The sequence below is a fragment of the Enterococcus sp. DIV0175 genome, from assembly GCF_050529075.1.
Taxonomy (GTDB): Bacteria; Bacillota; Bacilli; order Lactobacillales; family Enterococcaceae; genus Enterococcus_B; species Enterococcus_B thailandicus.
In genome coordinates this window covers 1,595,167-1,611,033 of record NZ_CP172880.1, presented here as the reverse complement: position 1 = coordinate 1,611,033, position 15,867 = coordinate 1,595,167, and the positions used below count along the sequence as shown (strand labels likewise).

The 15,867-nt window shown below is 37.4% G+C and carries 15 protein-coding genes; 13 read left to right on the top strand and 2 right to left on the bottom strand.

All coding sequences use genetic code 11. The annotated features are described in order from the left end of the window. The first annotated feature begins 5 nt into the window (after nucleotides 1-5). Both IGJ76_RS07545 and IGJ76_RS07540 read left to right on the top strand, forming a co-directional pair. Nucleotides 6-518, top strand: coding sequence for an adenine phosphoribosyltransferase (locus IGJ76_RS07545; RefSeq protein ID WP_067482334.1), 513 nt, complete (start codon nucleotides 6-8; stop codon nucleotides 516-518). Nucleotides 519-1,164: 646 nt separating this feature from the next. Then, complete coding sequence (locus tag IGJ76_RS07540) at nucleotides 1,165-3,396, top strand: immunoglobulin-like domain-containing protein (protein ID WP_071868982.1); 2,232 nt, start codon at nucleotides 1,165-1,167, stop codon at nucleotides 3,394-3,396. A 287-nt stretch (nucleotides 3,397-3,683) separates the two neighbouring features. Here IGJ76_RS07540 and IGJ76_RS07535 read toward each other — a convergent pair whose 3' ends face one another. Both IGJ76_RS07535 and lexA read right to left on the bottom strand, forming a co-directional pair. After that, complete coding sequence (locus IGJ76_RS07535) at nucleotides 3,684-3,902, bottom strand: hypothetical protein (protein WP_067482330.1); 219 nt, start codon at nucleotides 3,900-3,902, stop codon at nucleotides 3,684-3,686. Between the two features lie 136 nt (nucleotides 3,903-4,038). Then, entirely contained in the window at nucleotides 4,039-4,662 is a 624-nt protein-coding gene (gene lexA, locus IGJ76_RS07530; RefSeq protein WP_067482328.1) for a transcriptional repressor LexA, read from the bottom strand. Nucleotides 4,663-4,807: 145 nt separating this feature from the next. Between lexA and IGJ76_RS07525 the strand changes: the two genes are divergently transcribed. The 11 genes from IGJ76_RS07525 to nth all read left to right on the top strand — a co-directional run bounded on the left by IGJ76_RS07525 (nucleotide 4,808) and on the right by nth (nucleotide 15,855). Then, entirely contained in the window at nucleotides 4,808-5,047 is a 240-nt protein-coding gene (locus IGJ76_RS07525) for a DUF896 family protein (protein ID WP_067482326.1), read from the top strand. A 109-nt stretch (nucleotides 5,048-5,156) separates the two neighbouring features. Beyond that, nucleotides 5,157-7,151, top strand: coding sequence for a transketolase (tkt, locus tag IGJ76_RS07520; RefSeq protein ID WP_071868981.1), 1,995 nt, complete (start codon nucleotides 5,157-5,159; stop codon nucleotides 7,149-7,151). A gap of 234 nt (nucleotides 7,152-7,385) precedes the next feature. Then, the gene (locus IGJ76_RS07515) at nucleotides 7,386-8,273 is read left to right on the top strand and encodes a glucosaminidase domain-containing protein (RefSeq protein ID WP_067482322.1); all 888 of its coding nucleotides are present in this window, start codon (nucleotides 7,386-7,388) and stop codon (nucleotides 8,271-8,273) included. A 165-nt stretch (nucleotides 8,274-8,438) separates the two neighbouring features. After that, nucleotides 8,439-9,365 carry a cysteine synthase A gene (gene cysK / locus IGJ76_RS07510; RefSeq protein WP_218657838.1) on the top strand — a complete coding sequence of 309 codons (927 nt, stop codon included), beginning with the start codon at nucleotides 8,439-8,441 and terminating at the stop codon, nucleotides 9,363-9,365. A 190-nt stretch (nucleotides 9,366-9,555) separates the two neighbouring features. Then, nucleotides 9,556-10,002, top strand: a complete 447-nt coding sequence (gene perR / locus IGJ76_RS07505) for a peroxide-responsive transcriptional repressor PerR (RefSeq protein WP_067482318.1) — start codon at nucleotides 9,556-9,558, stop codon at nucleotides 10,000-10,002. Nucleotides 10,003-10,326: 324 nt separating this feature from the next. Beyond that, nucleotides 10,327-11,679 (top strand): NADH oxidase, encoded by a 1,353-nt coding sequence (locus tag IGJ76_RS07500; RefSeq protein ID WP_067482316.1) that lies wholly within the window; start codon nucleotides 10,327-10,329, stop codon nucleotides 11,677-11,679. Between the two features lie 147 nt (nucleotides 11,680-11,826). After that, complete coding sequence (locus IGJ76_RS07495) at nucleotides 11,827-12,108, top strand: DUF5960 family protein (protein WP_429941378.1); 282 nt, start codon at nucleotides 11,827-11,829, stop codon at nucleotides 12,106-12,108. A gap of 259 nt (nucleotides 12,109-12,367) precedes the next feature. Continuing rightward, the gene (locus tag IGJ76_RS07490; protein WP_067482312.1) at nucleotides 12,368-13,309 is read left to right on the top strand and encodes a magnesium transporter CorA family protein; all 942 of its coding nucleotides are present in this window, start codon (nucleotides 12,368-12,370) and stop codon (nucleotides 13,307-13,309) included. A 55-nt stretch (nucleotides 13,310-13,364) separates the two neighbouring features. Beyond that, nucleotides 13,365-14,258, top strand: coding sequence for an SDR family oxidoreductase (locus IGJ76_RS07485; protein ID WP_067482310.1), 894 nt, complete (start codon nucleotides 13,365-13,367; stop codon nucleotides 14,256-14,258). Nucleotides 14,259-14,449: 191 nt separating this feature from the next. After that, nucleotides 14,450-15,169 carry a DnaD domain protein gene (locus tag IGJ76_RS07480; RefSeq protein ID WP_071868979.1) on the top strand — a complete coding sequence of 240 codons (720 nt, stop codon included), beginning with the start codon at nucleotides 14,450-14,452 and terminating at the stop codon, nucleotides 15,167-15,169. A 20-nt stretch (nucleotides 15,170-15,189) separates the two neighbouring features. Beyond that, nucleotides 15,190-15,855 carry an endonuclease III gene (gene nth, locus IGJ76_RS07475; protein WP_067482306.1) on the top strand — a complete coding sequence of 222 codons (666 nt, stop codon included), beginning with the start codon at nucleotides 15,190-15,192 and terminating at the stop codon, nucleotides 15,853-15,855. The last annotated feature ends 12 nt before the right edge of the window (nucleotides 15,856-15,867 follow it).

The window sequence follows — 15,867 nt, the reverse complement described above, 5'->3', positions numbered from 1 at the left end:
AAACAGTGGATTTAAGAAATTATATTGCCAGTATTCCGGACTATCCGTCAAAAGGAATCGTTTTTCGTGATATCTCACCGCTAATGGCAGATGGAGATGCATATCGTGAAGCAACAAAACAAATCGTCGATTATGCAAAGGAAAAACGGATTGACATGGTTGTCGGACCTGAAGCGCGTGGATTCATTGTCGGCTGTCCAGTAGCGTATGAGTTGGGCGTGGGTTTTGCACCAGTTCGTAAAAAAGGAAAGTTGCCTCGTGAAACGATTGAAGTAACTTATGACCTTGAATATGGAACAGATACATTGACTTTACACAAAGATGCGATTCAACCAGGTCAACGTGTGTTGATTTGTGATGACTTGTTAGCAACTGGCGGAACAATCAAAGCAACGATCGAACTGATTGAAAAATTAGGTGGCGTAGTTGTTGGTTGTGCATTCCTGATTGAATTGATGGACTTACATGGCCGTGATAAAATTAAGGGCTATGACATCATTACGTTGATGGAATACTAATAGAAAAAAGTAGATCTTCAGAAATGACTAAGACACAATGTCTGATCTTTTCTGAAGATCTTTTTTGATGTATTAAATAATTTTATTCTGGGTTCAATGAAAAAATAAAAGAAAATGACTCGTAATCAACTTGTTCTTTCATACATAATTAACACTTATATTATAACGATACATTTTTTGTGAGTTCATTCTATTTTCGTTCATTTCAGCAAAAAACAGTTGGCAAAAGAAAGCCTGTGTGAAATTTGATAAGAAACTTTCTTAACAAGTTCACGCTAAACTCTAAAAAAGGTTGATTGATTGCTTCTAAGAATAGTGAAAATAGAGGTGAATGTCCATAGTTTTGTAAGGATAGAAAGAGTGCTAGCAAAAGGAAATCTTCACTTGATGACAATTTAACTAGTTTACTGAGGAGTGTTGTTAAAGAGAGCATTTACAATAATGAAAACTTTCAAATAAAGGGATTTTGAACAAAAAAAACACCCTAAATATGTCGGATTACTGACATTATTTGGGGGTTGCTCAGCATGGCAGAGTCCATTAATATTCACAACAGATATTGTTTCACTCATTTTTTGAAACCCGGGATCAAAACATGCGTAAACATTCATCGAAAATAATTTGTAAAATAGTTTGTTGAAGGGAAATGATTTTATTGAAAAAAGAACAACTAATAAAAAAGGTAGCATCACCGCTCATTTGTGGATTGATGTTAGGTGGGCTTGCTGTCTCAACAATCCAGCCGATTATCCAAGTTCGTGCTGAAGAAAAAACGAGTTCAAAAGCAACAACAAGTTTAACAGAAGAGGCATGGTCGGAATGGTCAGAAGTCACAAAGTTAACAGAATTTGGAAGTTCAGACACAACAGGAAAACAAGTCAAACACAATGGTAAAATTTATGCAGCAACTTGGTGGAAAAATGGGGCTACAGATGTAGCGCCAGGATCAGGTGAAGCAACTTCAACTGGCTGGGAAGAAGTAGGAACAATTGCTTCTGATGGTTCAGTTACTCTTAACGCAGGTGTTACTGCTAATCCATTTGAACCAACGATTGATCCAAATGTTGATCCAAATACTCCGTATGCAGGTGTTGATGCAGGACAGGGTGTGAAGTGGGGCGAGAAGGTTTTTGCGCCGTACATTGATGGTGGTTTATGGTATAACGGAGAGAATGGGTATCAAGGATTGTATCCTCTTGGTCAAGAAGTGAAGAAATCAAACATCAGTTATGCAAATATTGGTTTTATTGTATCGGACCCAAGTAATCCGAAGACGGCCTCTTTTGGCGGCTATTATAATGTAGATGGCACCGGAACAAATGGTTCAGTTGTCACTGCATTTGCTAATCAAATCAAAGAGTTCCGCGCACAAGGTGGAGATGTATTGGTTTCTTTTGGTGGTGAAAACGGAACGCCGCTTCAAGATGTCTATGATAACGCTGAAGAACTTGCGGATAAATACATTGAGATTGTCGAGCATTATGGATTAACAACGATTGATTTCGATATTGAAGGGGCTCACGTTCGAGACAAAGAAGCTTGGGAAAGAAATAACGATGCAATCAAGATCATGCAAGATAAGTTAGGTGACGAAGCTCCTGACGTTTGGTACACATTCCCTGTTTTACCGACTGGTTTAGTAGGCGAAGGGACAGACAATGACGCGTATAACGTACTACAAGATGCTGTTCAGAAAAAGGTTAATGTTCATGGTGTAAATATCATGACGATGTGTTTTGGCCCGTCATTTGTTACAGGACCAACAGATACATACCATACATATGTCGAACAAGCATCAGAGAGTTTAGCTGGACAAATAAAACGAATTTATAGTGATGCTAATCAAGACCTAACGGATTCACAAATTTATCAGAAAATTGGTTTAACACCATGGGTAGGAAAATCAAGTCAAGCAAATGAAACATTTACTCAATCGGATGCTAAAGCTTTGTTAGCTTATGCAAACGAAAAACAAATTGGAATGCTTTCTTTTTGGTCGTTGAATCGGGATAACGATTTGAATGAAGATTTAAAAAATACAGGACTTGAGCAAGAAACCTATGAATTTTCAAAAATTATGGGTGAATTTGATGGAGATTTAGGTGTAAGAGATCAAGCACCAGTAATTAAAGGAGCAACAAATGAAACAATTGAGTTGAATGACTCGTTTGATGTACTAGCAGGTGTGACAGCTATTGATCAGGAAGATGGCGACCTAACTGCTAAAATTACGACAACAGGAACAGTTGATTCTGCGAAAGTTGGTGAATACCAAGTAACATATTCTGTGACAGACAGTCAGAAGAATCATTCAGAAAAGATTCGGACGATTACTGTGGTTGATCCAAATGCAAATACGAAACCAATTTTTTCTGGTCTAAAGGATCAAACAATTGAAGTTGGAACAAACTTTGATAAATTGGCGGGCGTAACGGCAAACGATCAAGAAGATGGTGACCTGACCGCGAAAATAGCTGTGACAGGAGATGTAGATACTTCAAAAGCGGGCGCGAATGTTCTCACGTATACAGTTTCTGATAGTAAAGGTGAAAAAACAACACAAACAATTACAGTCACGGTTAAAGAAAAAGAAAGTATTCCAGCTTATTCAGCAACGGCAGTTTACGTTAAAGGTGATAAGGTAAGCTATCAAGGAACAACTTACACTGCAAAATGGTGGACAAAAGGAGATACTCCAGGATCCGCACAAGTCTGGGAAAAAGAAATAATTAAAAACGAAGACGGAAGCGTGGATTATTACAAAGGAGGAACTTATGTCGCTGGCGATTTAGTGAACTATAATGGCAAACAATATCTTGCTAAATGGTGGACACAATCTGTACCAGGTAGTGATGCATCGTGGGAGTTAAAAAAATAGTCAACTAATTAAGAAATACAAAAAGGAACTTAAACAAAAATAGCTTAAATAGAAAAAGCCTAAAATTCGTTTTTAAAACGTTGATTTTAGGCTTTTTTAAATTGAAAAATGTGTTAAGAACGACTGAATCTTTCGCTTTGTCCCAGTCTTTTTTCTTTTTGATAAAAGAGTAATAGATCTTATCGAATGAATACTTTGGCTAATCCAAAGTAGAAAACGAGCAATTGCCTTAAATATGATAGCCAGTAGATAGGTGTAACGAACGATTATTTACGTTGGTCTTTCTTTCAAGATTGCCGAGAGCGTAAGTAATGTTCATGATAGAAATGTTCTTCATGAAGCCTACGCTGTTCGGCTTGACGATATTTTTTTTCGTCCCACAACATAAACCACAATGTGAATAACGGAAGAAAAATAATCAATGCCGGTTGGATCCCAAAATTGCCAATCAAAATACCTAAGAATAAAACCAGTAATACCAAGCCAATACGTCTAATTGATTTCATGAATTCTCACCTCATTTATTTATGCGAACGTTTGTTCGTAAAATCATTATACGAATGTTTGTTCGGTTTGTAAAGAGGGAAGAACAATAAAAAAAGAATTGCAGAAATTTTTCTACAATTCTTTGAATGAATCATGTTAATAAATATGGCTACGATAGAGACCAACTACCAATCCCAAAATGGCTACCTCATCTAAAATAATTGGATCTAATAAATCATTTTCAGGTTGTAAACGAAAATGATCTTTTTCTTTATAGAACCTTTTACAAGTTGCTTCATTTTCTGTCGTCATAGCGATGACAATATCTCCATTTTTAGCGCTCTCTTGTTTTCGGACGATAACATTATCTCCGTCTAAAATCCCTGCGTTGATCATACTTTCGCCCCGAATGGTTAGCATGAACAAACTGCCTTCTTCTGAAGTTAAATTTGGTGGTACAGGGAAAAAGTCGGAGGCGTCTTCAACAGCGAGGATCGGCTCACCAGCTGTAACAACGCCAAGCATTGGAATAGTCGATGGCTTGATTCCAATCTGATCTAAACCTAAGTCCGTTAATTCGATTGCCCGTGGCTTTGTCGGATCGCGCAAAATAAATCCTTTTTTTTCTAATCGTGCTAAATGTCCGTGGACAGTTGATGTTGAAGAAAGGTTAACAGCTTCACCAATCTCGCGAACGGTTGGTGGGTATCCTTTTCGGGTTACTTGTTCGTGGATATAACGTAAGACTTCGATTTGTCGTGTTTCAGTTTGTCGGGCCACAAAGTACACCTTCTTTCACTTAATATTTAAATAATACCACATAAAAAGCGCTGTTTCAAACAAATGTTCGTATCTAAATATGGATACCTAGTTGTTTTTTTTGTTTTTTTTATATAATATAAGAAGAGAAAAAGGAGGGCTGATAATGTTATCACCTGAAAAAATTGCACGTATTAATGAATTAGCCAAAAAGAAAAAAGCTGAGGGACTTTCAAAAGAAGAAGAGAAAGAACAAATCTTATTGAGAGAAGAATATTTAACAGCTTTTCGCTCTGGTATGAGACATCATATTGAAGGGATGAAAATTGTTGATCCTGAAGGAAACGATGTTACACCAGATAAATTAAAAGAAATTCAAAAAGAAAAAGGCTTACATGACCGTTAGTGTGCTTTTTGGTAAAAAATACCAAAAAGCATTGATTTTTTGATCTGTATCCGCTAAAATGAGTATGAAATGAATTACAGTAAAAAAAACCTAAATTGGAGGGGTTCTTTTGTTCGACAAAATTGATCAACTAGGCGTTAACACAATCCGCACATTAAGTATTGAAGCTGTACAAAAAGCAAATTCAGGTCATCCGGGTTTACCGATGGGTGCTGCACCGATGGCATATGCACTTTGGACAAAACATTTGAAAGTAAATCCTGTTACTTCAAGAAATTGGGTCGATCGTGACCGTTTTGTACTTTCTGCTGGTCATGGTTCAGCAATGTTGTACAGTTTACTTCACTTATCTGGATATCAAGTAACAATTGACGACTTGAAACAATTCCGTCAATGGGGATCAAAAACACCAGGACATCCAGAAGTACATCATACAGATGGCGTTGAAGCAACAACTGGTCCACTAGGTCAAGGAATTGGCATGGCTGTTGGTATGGCAATGGCAGAAGCACATCTTGCAGCAACTTATAATAAAGAAAACTTTAATGTTGTCGATCATTATACTTATGCTTTATGTGGTGATGGCGATTTAATGGAAGGCGTTTCTCAAGAAGCAAGTTCTATGGCTGGACATATGAAATTAGGTAAATTAATCGTTTTATATGATTCAAATGATATTTCACTTGATGGTCCAACTTCAAAAGCTTTCACAGAAAACGTCGGTGCGCGCTATGAAGCATATGGCTGGCAACATATCTTAGTAAAAGATGGCAATGATTTAGAAGCAATCTCAAATGCGATTGAAGCAGCTAAAGCTGAAACAACTAAACCAACATTGATTGAAGTTAAAACAGTTATTGGTTATGGCTCACCTAAAGAAGGTACATCTGCTGTTCATGGTGCACCTCTCGGAGCGGATGGCATTAAAATGGCTAAAGAAGTTTACGGTTGGGACTATCCAGATTTCACAGTGCCTGAAGAAGTAGCAACTCGTTTCCACGAAAAAATGGTTGAAGATGGCGAAAAAGCAGAAGCACAATGGAATGAAAAATTTGCTAACTATAAAAATGCTTATCCAGAATTAGCGCAACAATTTGAAGATGCGTTTGCTGGAAAACTACCAGAAAATTGGGATGCTGAGATGCCAAGTTATGATGAAGGTCATAGCCAAGCAAGTCGTGTGTCAAGCAAAGACATGATTCAAGCAATCTCAAATGCAGTTCCTAGCTTATGGGGAGGTTCTGCTGATTTATCTGGCTCAAATAATACAATGGTTGCAGCTGAAACTGATTTCGAACCAGGTAACTACGAAGGTCGAAACATCTGGTTTGGCGTTCGCGAATTTGCTATGGCAACAGCGATGAACGGAATCCAATTACATGGCGGTACACGTATTTATGGTGGAACATTCTTTGTATTCACGGATTACTTACGTCCAGCTATTCGTCTTGCTTCCATTCAAAAAGCACCAGTTATTTATGTACTAACACATGATTCAGTAGCAGTGGGTGAAGATGGTCCAACACATGAACCAATCGAACAACTCGCTTCTGTTCGTTGCATGCCAGGCGTTCATGTTGTACGTCCAGCTGATGGCAATGAAACACGTGCTGCTTGGAAAATTGCCATGGAGTCAACAGAAACACCAACAATTTTAGTGTTGAGTCGTCAAAACTTACCAGTTCTTCCATCAACAAAAGAAAAAGCTGATGAGATGGTGAAAAAAGGTGCTTATGTACTTTCTCCTGCACAAGGTGAAACACCAGAAGGTATCTTGATTGCAACTGGTTCAGAAGTTGATTTAGCGGTTAAAGCACAGAAAGTATTAGCTGAAAATGGCAAAGACGTTTCTGTCGTTTCAATGCCAAGTTTTGACTTGTTTGAAGCGCAATCTGCTGAATACAAAGAAAGTGTTCTTCCAAAAGCTGTAACTAAACGTGTTGCAATCGAAGCGGCTGCACCATTTGGCTGGGAACGTTACGTTGGAACAGAAGGAACAACAATTACAATTAATCATTTTGGCGCATCAGCACCAGGAAATAAAATTCTTGAAGAATTTGGTTTCACAGTTGAAAATGTTGTAAAAACCTACGAAGAACTATAAAAAACAAGTAATTTAATTATGAAAGAAGCAAGCTGGGGTAAATTCCCAGCTTGTTTTATTGAGTAAAGAAAGATTGCTGTTTGATTTCTATAGTGTTACAATTTCGTTACATGAGTAGAAAACGTTCAGATTAAATTGAGATTTTGTCAAAATAAACGTATAATTTATTTAATTAAGTTTGTTTTAAGGAGAGAACTTTTATTTAAAGTTTTTTTATTTTGAGGAGGAATACGAATGCAAGAGCTGAAAACCCGTAGCGCCCGTCATCATAAGGCGAAGAAACCTATGGTGATTAATAAAAAAGCCATTGCTCCATTAATGGGGACAAGTCTTTTGGTTGGGCCAATGATGGTTACAGCAGCACCACAAAGTGCACATGCAGATGAACAAAGTGCGAGCCAAACAACAACTGATCCTCAGTCTTTCATTAACCAAATTGGTTGGTCTGCGTCAGAAGTTGCTGCCAACAATGATTTGTATGCTTCTGTGATGATTGCCCAAGCATTACTTGAAAGTGCTTATGGAACATCTGGATTAGCAAGTGCGCCGAATTATAACTTATTTGGTGTTAAAGGAAGTTATAATGGTGCCGTTGTTTATATGCCGACAAAAGAGTATTTAAATGGTCAATGGGTGACGATGAATGAACCATTCCGTAAATACTCTTCTTATTGGGAATCATTCCAAGACCATGCGAATGTGCTACGTTCAACTAGTTTTTCAACTGGTGATTATCACTATTCAGGTGCTTGGAAAAGCAATACGACAAGCGTTTATGATGCTACAGCTTATTTGACAGGTCGCTATGCTACTGACCCAACTTATGGTGATAAGCTAAACTCATTGATTAGTACGTACAATTTAACACGTTTTGACACACCATCAACTGGTGCTGTTTCAAGCACGACAACAACCACGACCACAACGACGACTTCATCTACGACACAATCAAGTTATGGTGAAAGCGCGCAGTCAACTGGAACAGGTCAAACTTATACGGTTGTTTCTGGTGATTCATTATGGGGAATTGCCCAAAAATTTGGGATGACCATTGATGATTTAATGGCGAAAAACGGATTAAGCGACTATTCACTAATGGTTGGACAAGAGTTAACTGTTTAATAACTTAAGTCGTTAATCGTTTTGAGATAAGTTTTTTTAAAAAGTAGTTTAGATATTTGATCTAAACTACTTTTTTGTCGCATTTTTTAAGACGAAATATTCGCCAGATAGCATGGGGTTGTATTATGATGAAGAAGTAAAGACAGGTCGAAGGGAGAGAGTTTCATGCCACAAATCTATCAAGCAATTACTGATTTGATTGGAGAAACACCAATCGTTAAATTAAACAAAATAGTTCCAGAGGATTCTGCAGAAGTTTATGTTAAATTGGAATTTTTCAATCCGGGAGGTAGCGTGAAAGATCGCATTGCCTTAAGCATGATTGAAAAAGCGGAACAAGACGGAAGTCTGAAACCTGGTGACACAATTATTGAACCTACTTCTGGTAATACAGGAATTGGCTTAGCAATGGTCGGAGCAGCCAAGGGCTACCGAGTGATTATCGTAATGCCTGAAACAATGAGTATGGAACGTCGATTGCTAATGAAGGCTTACGGCGCTGAATTAATTTTAACACCTGGAGCTGATGGCATTTCTGGTTCCATTAGAGAAGCAGAACGTTTAGCAAAAGAACATGATTATTTCTTACCGCTTCAGTTTGAAAATCCAGCAAATCCTGAAATCCACGAAAAGACAACTGGTCCTGAAATTCAAGCTGCTTTTGGAGTAGCTGGGTTAGACGCTTTTGTTTCTGGAATTGGAACAGGAGGAACAATTACTGGTGCCGGACATGAATTGAAACGTGTTTACCCTGAAATTAAAGTGATCGGTGTTGAGCCTGCTGAATCAGCAGTTTTAGAAGGAAAACCAGCTGGTCCACACAAAATTCAAGGAATCGGAACAGGATTTATACCAGATACACTTGATACGAAAGTTTACGATGAAATTTTACCAATCACTGGTGAAGAAGCAATAGAAACTTCAAGAAAAGTCGGTCGCCAAGAAGGCTTTTTAGTGGGGATTTCTTCTGGTGCTGCAATTGCAGCCGGTTTAAAAATTGCGAAAGAATTAGGTAAAGGAAAAAAAGTTTTAGTTATTGTGCCAGACAATGGTGAACGTTATCTATCAACTGCATTGTATCAAGAGGACTAAAATCAATGCTACCAAAAAGGTCAAGACGAAAATTTGTCTTGGCCTTTTTTATATACCTTATTAATCTTTAGGTTCACTTTAACATTTTTAATAGAAAAGCATGAATTTTAATTTTATCTGTATGAAATGTAGATTTTAAAAAATAAAAATAGTATGATAATATGTGAATGACTACGTAGGAGGTGTCAATGTGGGCAACAAATTGGTAGACGAGGCAATCGAAAAACTTAAGCATGAAAATATTCGTATCACACCTCAAAGATATGCAATTTTAGAGTATTTAATCGAACATCATTCTCATCCAACAGCTGATGAAATCTATAAAGCGTTAGAACATCGTTTTCCAAATATGAGTGTCGCAACTGTTTATAATAATCTTCGGTTATTTACATCTATTGGTTTTGTACAGGAAATGAGTTACGGTGACGCGTCAAGTCGTTTTGACTTTACTTCGACACGCCATTACCATGTGATTTGTCAAAACTGTGGGAAAATCGTGGACTTTCATTATCCTGGTCTTGAAGATGTTGAGATGGCTGCAAGTCGTTTGACTGATTTTGAGATTAACGAACATCGTCTTGAACTGTATGGCTTGTGTCCAGAATGTCAGCAAGCACGTGCAAGTGAGTCTGTTTAATTAAAAAATGTATCACAAAAGAAAAAACGTAATTAATCTATTTTGGCGATACTTGGTGAAAAAGAAAGCAATAAAAAACTATTTTATCTGAATTTTGGCTAAAATAGTTTTTTATTTTTTTGCGCTTTCACAATCCTCTTTTTAGTGAAGTCTCAAACACTACGACGCGAGGCTTTTTTTAACAGGTTTTCTTCCTGTTTCCTTTTAAAAAGTAAGCGAATTTTACCTTGTGAATTCACAAGCATAAAATTTCTGAATACGTTTTATTTTTGCTATAGTTAGCATTGTCAAAAGACAAAAAGTTTAGCAGGAAGAGGGATTACCATGAAAGTAGTTGTAATTGGCTGCACCCACGCTGGAACAGCAGCTGTAAAAAGTATTTTAAATAATCATCCAGAAGCAGAAGTAACAATTTATGAACGTAATGACAATATCTCATTCTTATCATGTGGGATTGCTTTGTATGTTGGAGGCGTAGTTAAAGATCCTGCTGGGTTGTTTTACTCAAATCCAGACGAACTTTCTGGGCTAGGTGCGACAGTCAAAATGGAACACAATGTTACAGATGTTGATACAGAAAATAAAACTGTAACTGCAGAAAATTTAAAGACTGGTGAAGTTGAAACAGTTTCTTATGACAAATTAGTTATGACAACAGGTTCATGGCCAATTATTCCGCCAATCAAAGGAATCGAATCAGAAAATATTTTACTATGTAAAAACTATAACCAAGCAAATGAAATTATTGCACAAGCCAAAGATGCAAAACGCGTAGTAATCGTTGGTGGAGGCTATATTGGAATCGAATTGGTTGAAGCTTTTGTTGAATCTGGAAAACAAGTAACTTTAATTGACGGGCTAGACCGTATTTTAAATAAATATTTGGATAAACCATTCACAGATGTTCTGGAAAAAGAATTGGTTGATCGTGGAGTAACTTTGGCTTTGGGTGAAAATGTATCAGAGTTTATCTCAGATGAAGAAGGCAAAGTAAAACAAGTCAAAACACCTAGTGAAACATTTGATGCTGATATGGTTATTTTATGTGTTGGTTTTAAACCAAATACAGAGTTGGTTGCTGGAAAAGTTGATACATTGCCAAACGGCGCAATCAAGGTCAATGAATATATGCAAACAAGTAACCCAGACATTTTTGCAGCCGGTGATTCAGCTGTTGTTCACTATAACCCTTCGAATACACAAAATTATATTCCATTGGCAACAAATGCCGTTCGCCAAGGTTTGTTGATTGGATATAACTTAACTGAAAATAAAATGCATTATCGTGGTACACAAGGAACATCAGGTTTATATCTATTTGGTTGGACAATTGGCTCAACTGGTGTAACACTTGAAAGTGCGCCATTAAATAATTTGGATGTTCATGCCACTTTATTTGAAGATAATTATCGTCCAGAGTTTATGCCAACAACTGAAAAAGTGTTGATGGAATTAGTTTATGAAAATGGGACAAATCGTATTGTTGGTGCACAATTTATGTCGAAATATGACATTACACAATCTGCTAATACATTGTCACTTGCTGTACAAAACAAAATGACAGTTGAAGATCTAGCATTATCTGATTTCTTCTTCCAACCACACTTTGATCGTCCTTGGAACTACTTGAACTTACTTGCACAAGCAGCTTTAGCTGAAATTGCAGAAAATAAATAAACAACGAACACGCCGACAAACAGTTGAAGAATTGTCGGCGTGTTTCTTTGTTCTGGGCGTGTTTGAAGGCTTCAAAAGTATAATTAGTTGTAATCTAGCGGATTTTTTGTGAAAATAAAGAAGGAGTTTAAATTGGAGGAATGTCAAATGGAAAAAGAATACTTTAACCAACAAGTAGCATTTTTAAAAGATTATCAAAAATTTGCAAAACAAAATAATGAAACAATTGATCAGTTAGCGGATCAAGTGATTGAAGAATTGAATAAGACACAAGCAGATCACTTCACCTTGGCCAAAGAAAATGCAGTGGATGGAAAGAGCCATTGTTTCCCATTTAGCCGTCGTGTGTATGCAGATGAAAATGATGGCACATTAAATACAAGTTATACGTATGAAGGTGAGCCTTACGTTTTAGAAACAGATGAATAATCAGAGCAAGTAAATAGTACGAAAGACCGCATGGAACGATTCTATGTGGTCTTTTTACTTTACTAGCAAGAACTGTTCTATTTGCTAGTCGTAGACTGAAAGCTGTTAAGCATACTAACTATTTTTTGAGGACAAAACGAACTTAAATCAAATCCTTTGAATAAAAAAATTGGAACGTTTATCCTAATTATAGGGGGAGAAAACGAAACTGTTTCGCTTGAAAGAAAGACTGAAATAAATCACAAGGGAGGAAAAAAGAATGCCAAAGTATTACTTTATTGATAAACAGCACAAGGTAACAGAGGTGGATAAAGCCAAGAGCAATTGGCTAATCATTAATCATAGCGATGTAGTAACGATTGAAAACATCACACAAAAATATCAGTTACCTAAAGAAATCTTTATTGGCATTTCTTACCCTGAGGCGATTTCGAGAGTCGAGTATCTCCCTGGAACGAAGCTAGCTAATGCATTCTCACTGGTATTGCTTAACCTTTCCAGCAATAGTCAAAAAATCGAAGAGCGATTAACGCCAATTTCGTTTGTCGTTTCGGATGATTTACTGATTACTTGTGTCGAAAACGAAACGATGTTTATTGAAAGTTTAGTTGAAAAATATCAGACTGAACTGATTTCATTTGAAAAAGTTATTGCATATACGATTTTGAATAGTTATATGCACTTTGTCAAAGAATTGAAAAAAATGAAGCAAGAAATTGATTCGCTAGATGAAGGCGCACGCAGGACCACTGAGAATGAGGAACTCTATAAACAAGCTGATTTAGAGCGTGCCATTGTTTATATCGACCATACATTACGAGATCAAAAAGAAACGCTGGATGAACTGTGGGAAGTGAATCATTTTGCGGAGAAGCTAGCTGACGATCAATTGCTTTATGATGTGAAACTAAGACAAAGACAGACGGAAAAAATGATTTCGATTTATCGCGATTTACTCGAAAGTATTGGGAATCTTTTCAGTGGGATGATGGATAATCACTTAAACCATTTGATGAAGTATCTTGATTCAGCAACCTTGGTCATCTCTGTTCCAGCAATGATTGCGGGAATCTGGGGGATGAATACAGGTGGACTACCGGGACGAAGTTCTGAATTAGGCTTTTTGCTGGTTTTAATTGGTTCTGCCGTAGCAACAGCTGCGGTCGCACTTCATTTACTGACGAAAGATTACACAAAGTAGTTAGGTATGAGTTGCTTTTTTTGAAGAAAAATTTGTTTTAAATAGGAGGAATAGTATGACTGAACCAAAGTTAATAGATCCGCGAAAATTATACCATACGGAAAAATTTCCAAAGCAAGACCAAGATACACCAGCTCTCCAACAAAATATGAAACCTGTACCAGATTGTGGTGAAAAAACTTACAAAGGGGCCAATCAATTAGAAAATCGCCGTGTGCTGATTACTGGTGGGGATTCTGGTATTGGACGTGCTGTTGCTATTGCCTTTGCACGAGAAGGTGCAGATATCGCATTACAATTTTTTCCTGGAGAAGAAGATGATGCGAAGGAAGTTGCAATGCTAATTGAGAAAGCGGGTCGCAAAGTAGTACTGTTGCCTTTTGATTTGCGTGATGAGCAAGCACCTAAGGAAATCATTCGCCAAACAGTAGCTGAATTAGGTGGCATTGATACGTTGATTCTAAATGCTGGACAACAAATTTCTTGTTCATCCATTGAAGAATTGCCGATGCAACAAGTAAAAGATACCTTTATGGTAAATATCATTGCCATGTTTTCTTTGGTTAAAGAAGCAGTTCCTCATCTTCCAGCTGGAGGAGCTATTGTTAATACAACTTCTGTCCAGGCGACAAATCCAAGTGAACATCTACTTGATTACGCAGCTACTAAAGCTGCTATTGCGAATTTTACGATTGGCTTAGCGAAGCAGTTAGCGCCGAAAGGTATTCGGGTGAATGCTGTTGCTCCGGGACCAATTTGGACACCATTACAGCTTGATGAGGGGCAACCGAGCGAAGCTATCCCAGAATTTGGACAAGATAGCCTTTTAAAACGTGCAGGTCAGCCAGCCGAATTAGCACCAGTATATGTGTTTTTAGCCTCAAATAAAGCAAGTTATGTTACGGCACAAATTTATGGTGTAACTGGCGGCGAGGCAATCAACCTGTAAAAAACATGAATCATACTCTTTGTTCAGTGGGGATAAATGAGTGGGAGAGGGAGGCACCAAGAATCGTAAGGTAAAGATTCTTGGTGCCTTCCTTAGTCAGTTTATAACGAAGTCAAATCAAGAATCAATCAGGCAAACTTGCTTCACTTGCTCTTTTTCCGTATACTGATTTTGAAGCGGAGGAAAAGAACATGCTAAGTTTAACCAAATATCTACAATCAGGACAGACCACTATTTCTAATTTATTATTCGTAAATTACCGGAAAATGGGGTTAGAATCAGAAGAGTTTCTGTTTGTTTTGCAGTTGCACATGAAGCAACAAGAAGGAGACTCTTTTCCTGACTTACAGTTGATAGCAATCAACATGGGCTTGAAATCAGATCAGGTTTATCAAATTTTAAATCGATTGGTTAGTGGTGGCTTTATCGCAATTGAGACGATTACTGTTGATGGTAAAAAAGCGGATCAATACAATTTACTTCCGTTATATGAACGACTTGAAAAGTATTTAGATAGTCAAGCATCAAAAGCCAAAGAAAATCAACAAGAGCAAGAAATTCAATCGGTTTACCGTTCGTTTGAACAAGAATTTGGTCGGCCGTTGTCTGCAATCGAGTTCCAACGAATTGGTCAATGGTTAGAAGAAGATCACTATCAACCAGAAGTACTAAAGCTTGCTTTGCGTGAGGCAGTGTTGAACCAAGCGTATAGCTTTAACTATGTTGACCGAATTTTGTTATCTTGGGAACGAAAAAATTTGCGGACAAAGCAACAAGTTGAGGAAGAACAAAAACGACGTAAACAGCAATTATTACAAAAAGAAGTAGAACAATCTTCACAATCAGAGGATTTGCCTAAAGTTTCTTTGACAAATTGGTTGGAAGAAGAACTGAGAAACGAAACGAAGTAGAAAATGATGAGGAAGACAAGATGCTAAGTAAAGAAAATACAATGTTAGCGATTGAAGAAATGTACAAGATGTTTCCCGATGCACACGGGGAACTCGTTCATAAAAATCCTTTTGAATTATTGATTGCTGTGATTTTGAGTGCGCAAGCAACGGACGTTTCAGTAAATAAAGCAACACCGGGATTATTTCAAGCATTTCCTGATCCCGAAACACTGGCGCAGGCTTCTGTCGAAGAAATTATTCCAAAAATCAAAACGATTGGGCTGTATCGAAACAAAGCAAAGAATATAAAAGCTTGTGCGGAACAACTATTGGAGCGTTTCAATGGAAAAGTTCCTAGCACTCGAGAAGAACTGATGTCATTGCCTGGAGTGGGGCGTAAGACAGCTGACGTTGTGTTAGGTGATGCTTTTGGAATTCCAGCTATTGCGGTTGATACACATGTCGAGCGAGTTTCTAAACGATTGCGAATTTGTAAATTAAATGCAAGTGTACTTGAAGTGGAAGAAACTTTGATGCGAAAAGTGCCAGAAAATCTTTGGGTGAAAACACATCATACCATGATCTTTTTTGGTCGTTATCATTGCACAGCGAGAAATCCAAAGTGTGAAGTTTGTCCTTTGTTACCGATGTGCCAAGACGGAAAAATGCGGATGAAAGAAAAAGAAAAGGCCAGGACGAAATGACGTCCTGACCTT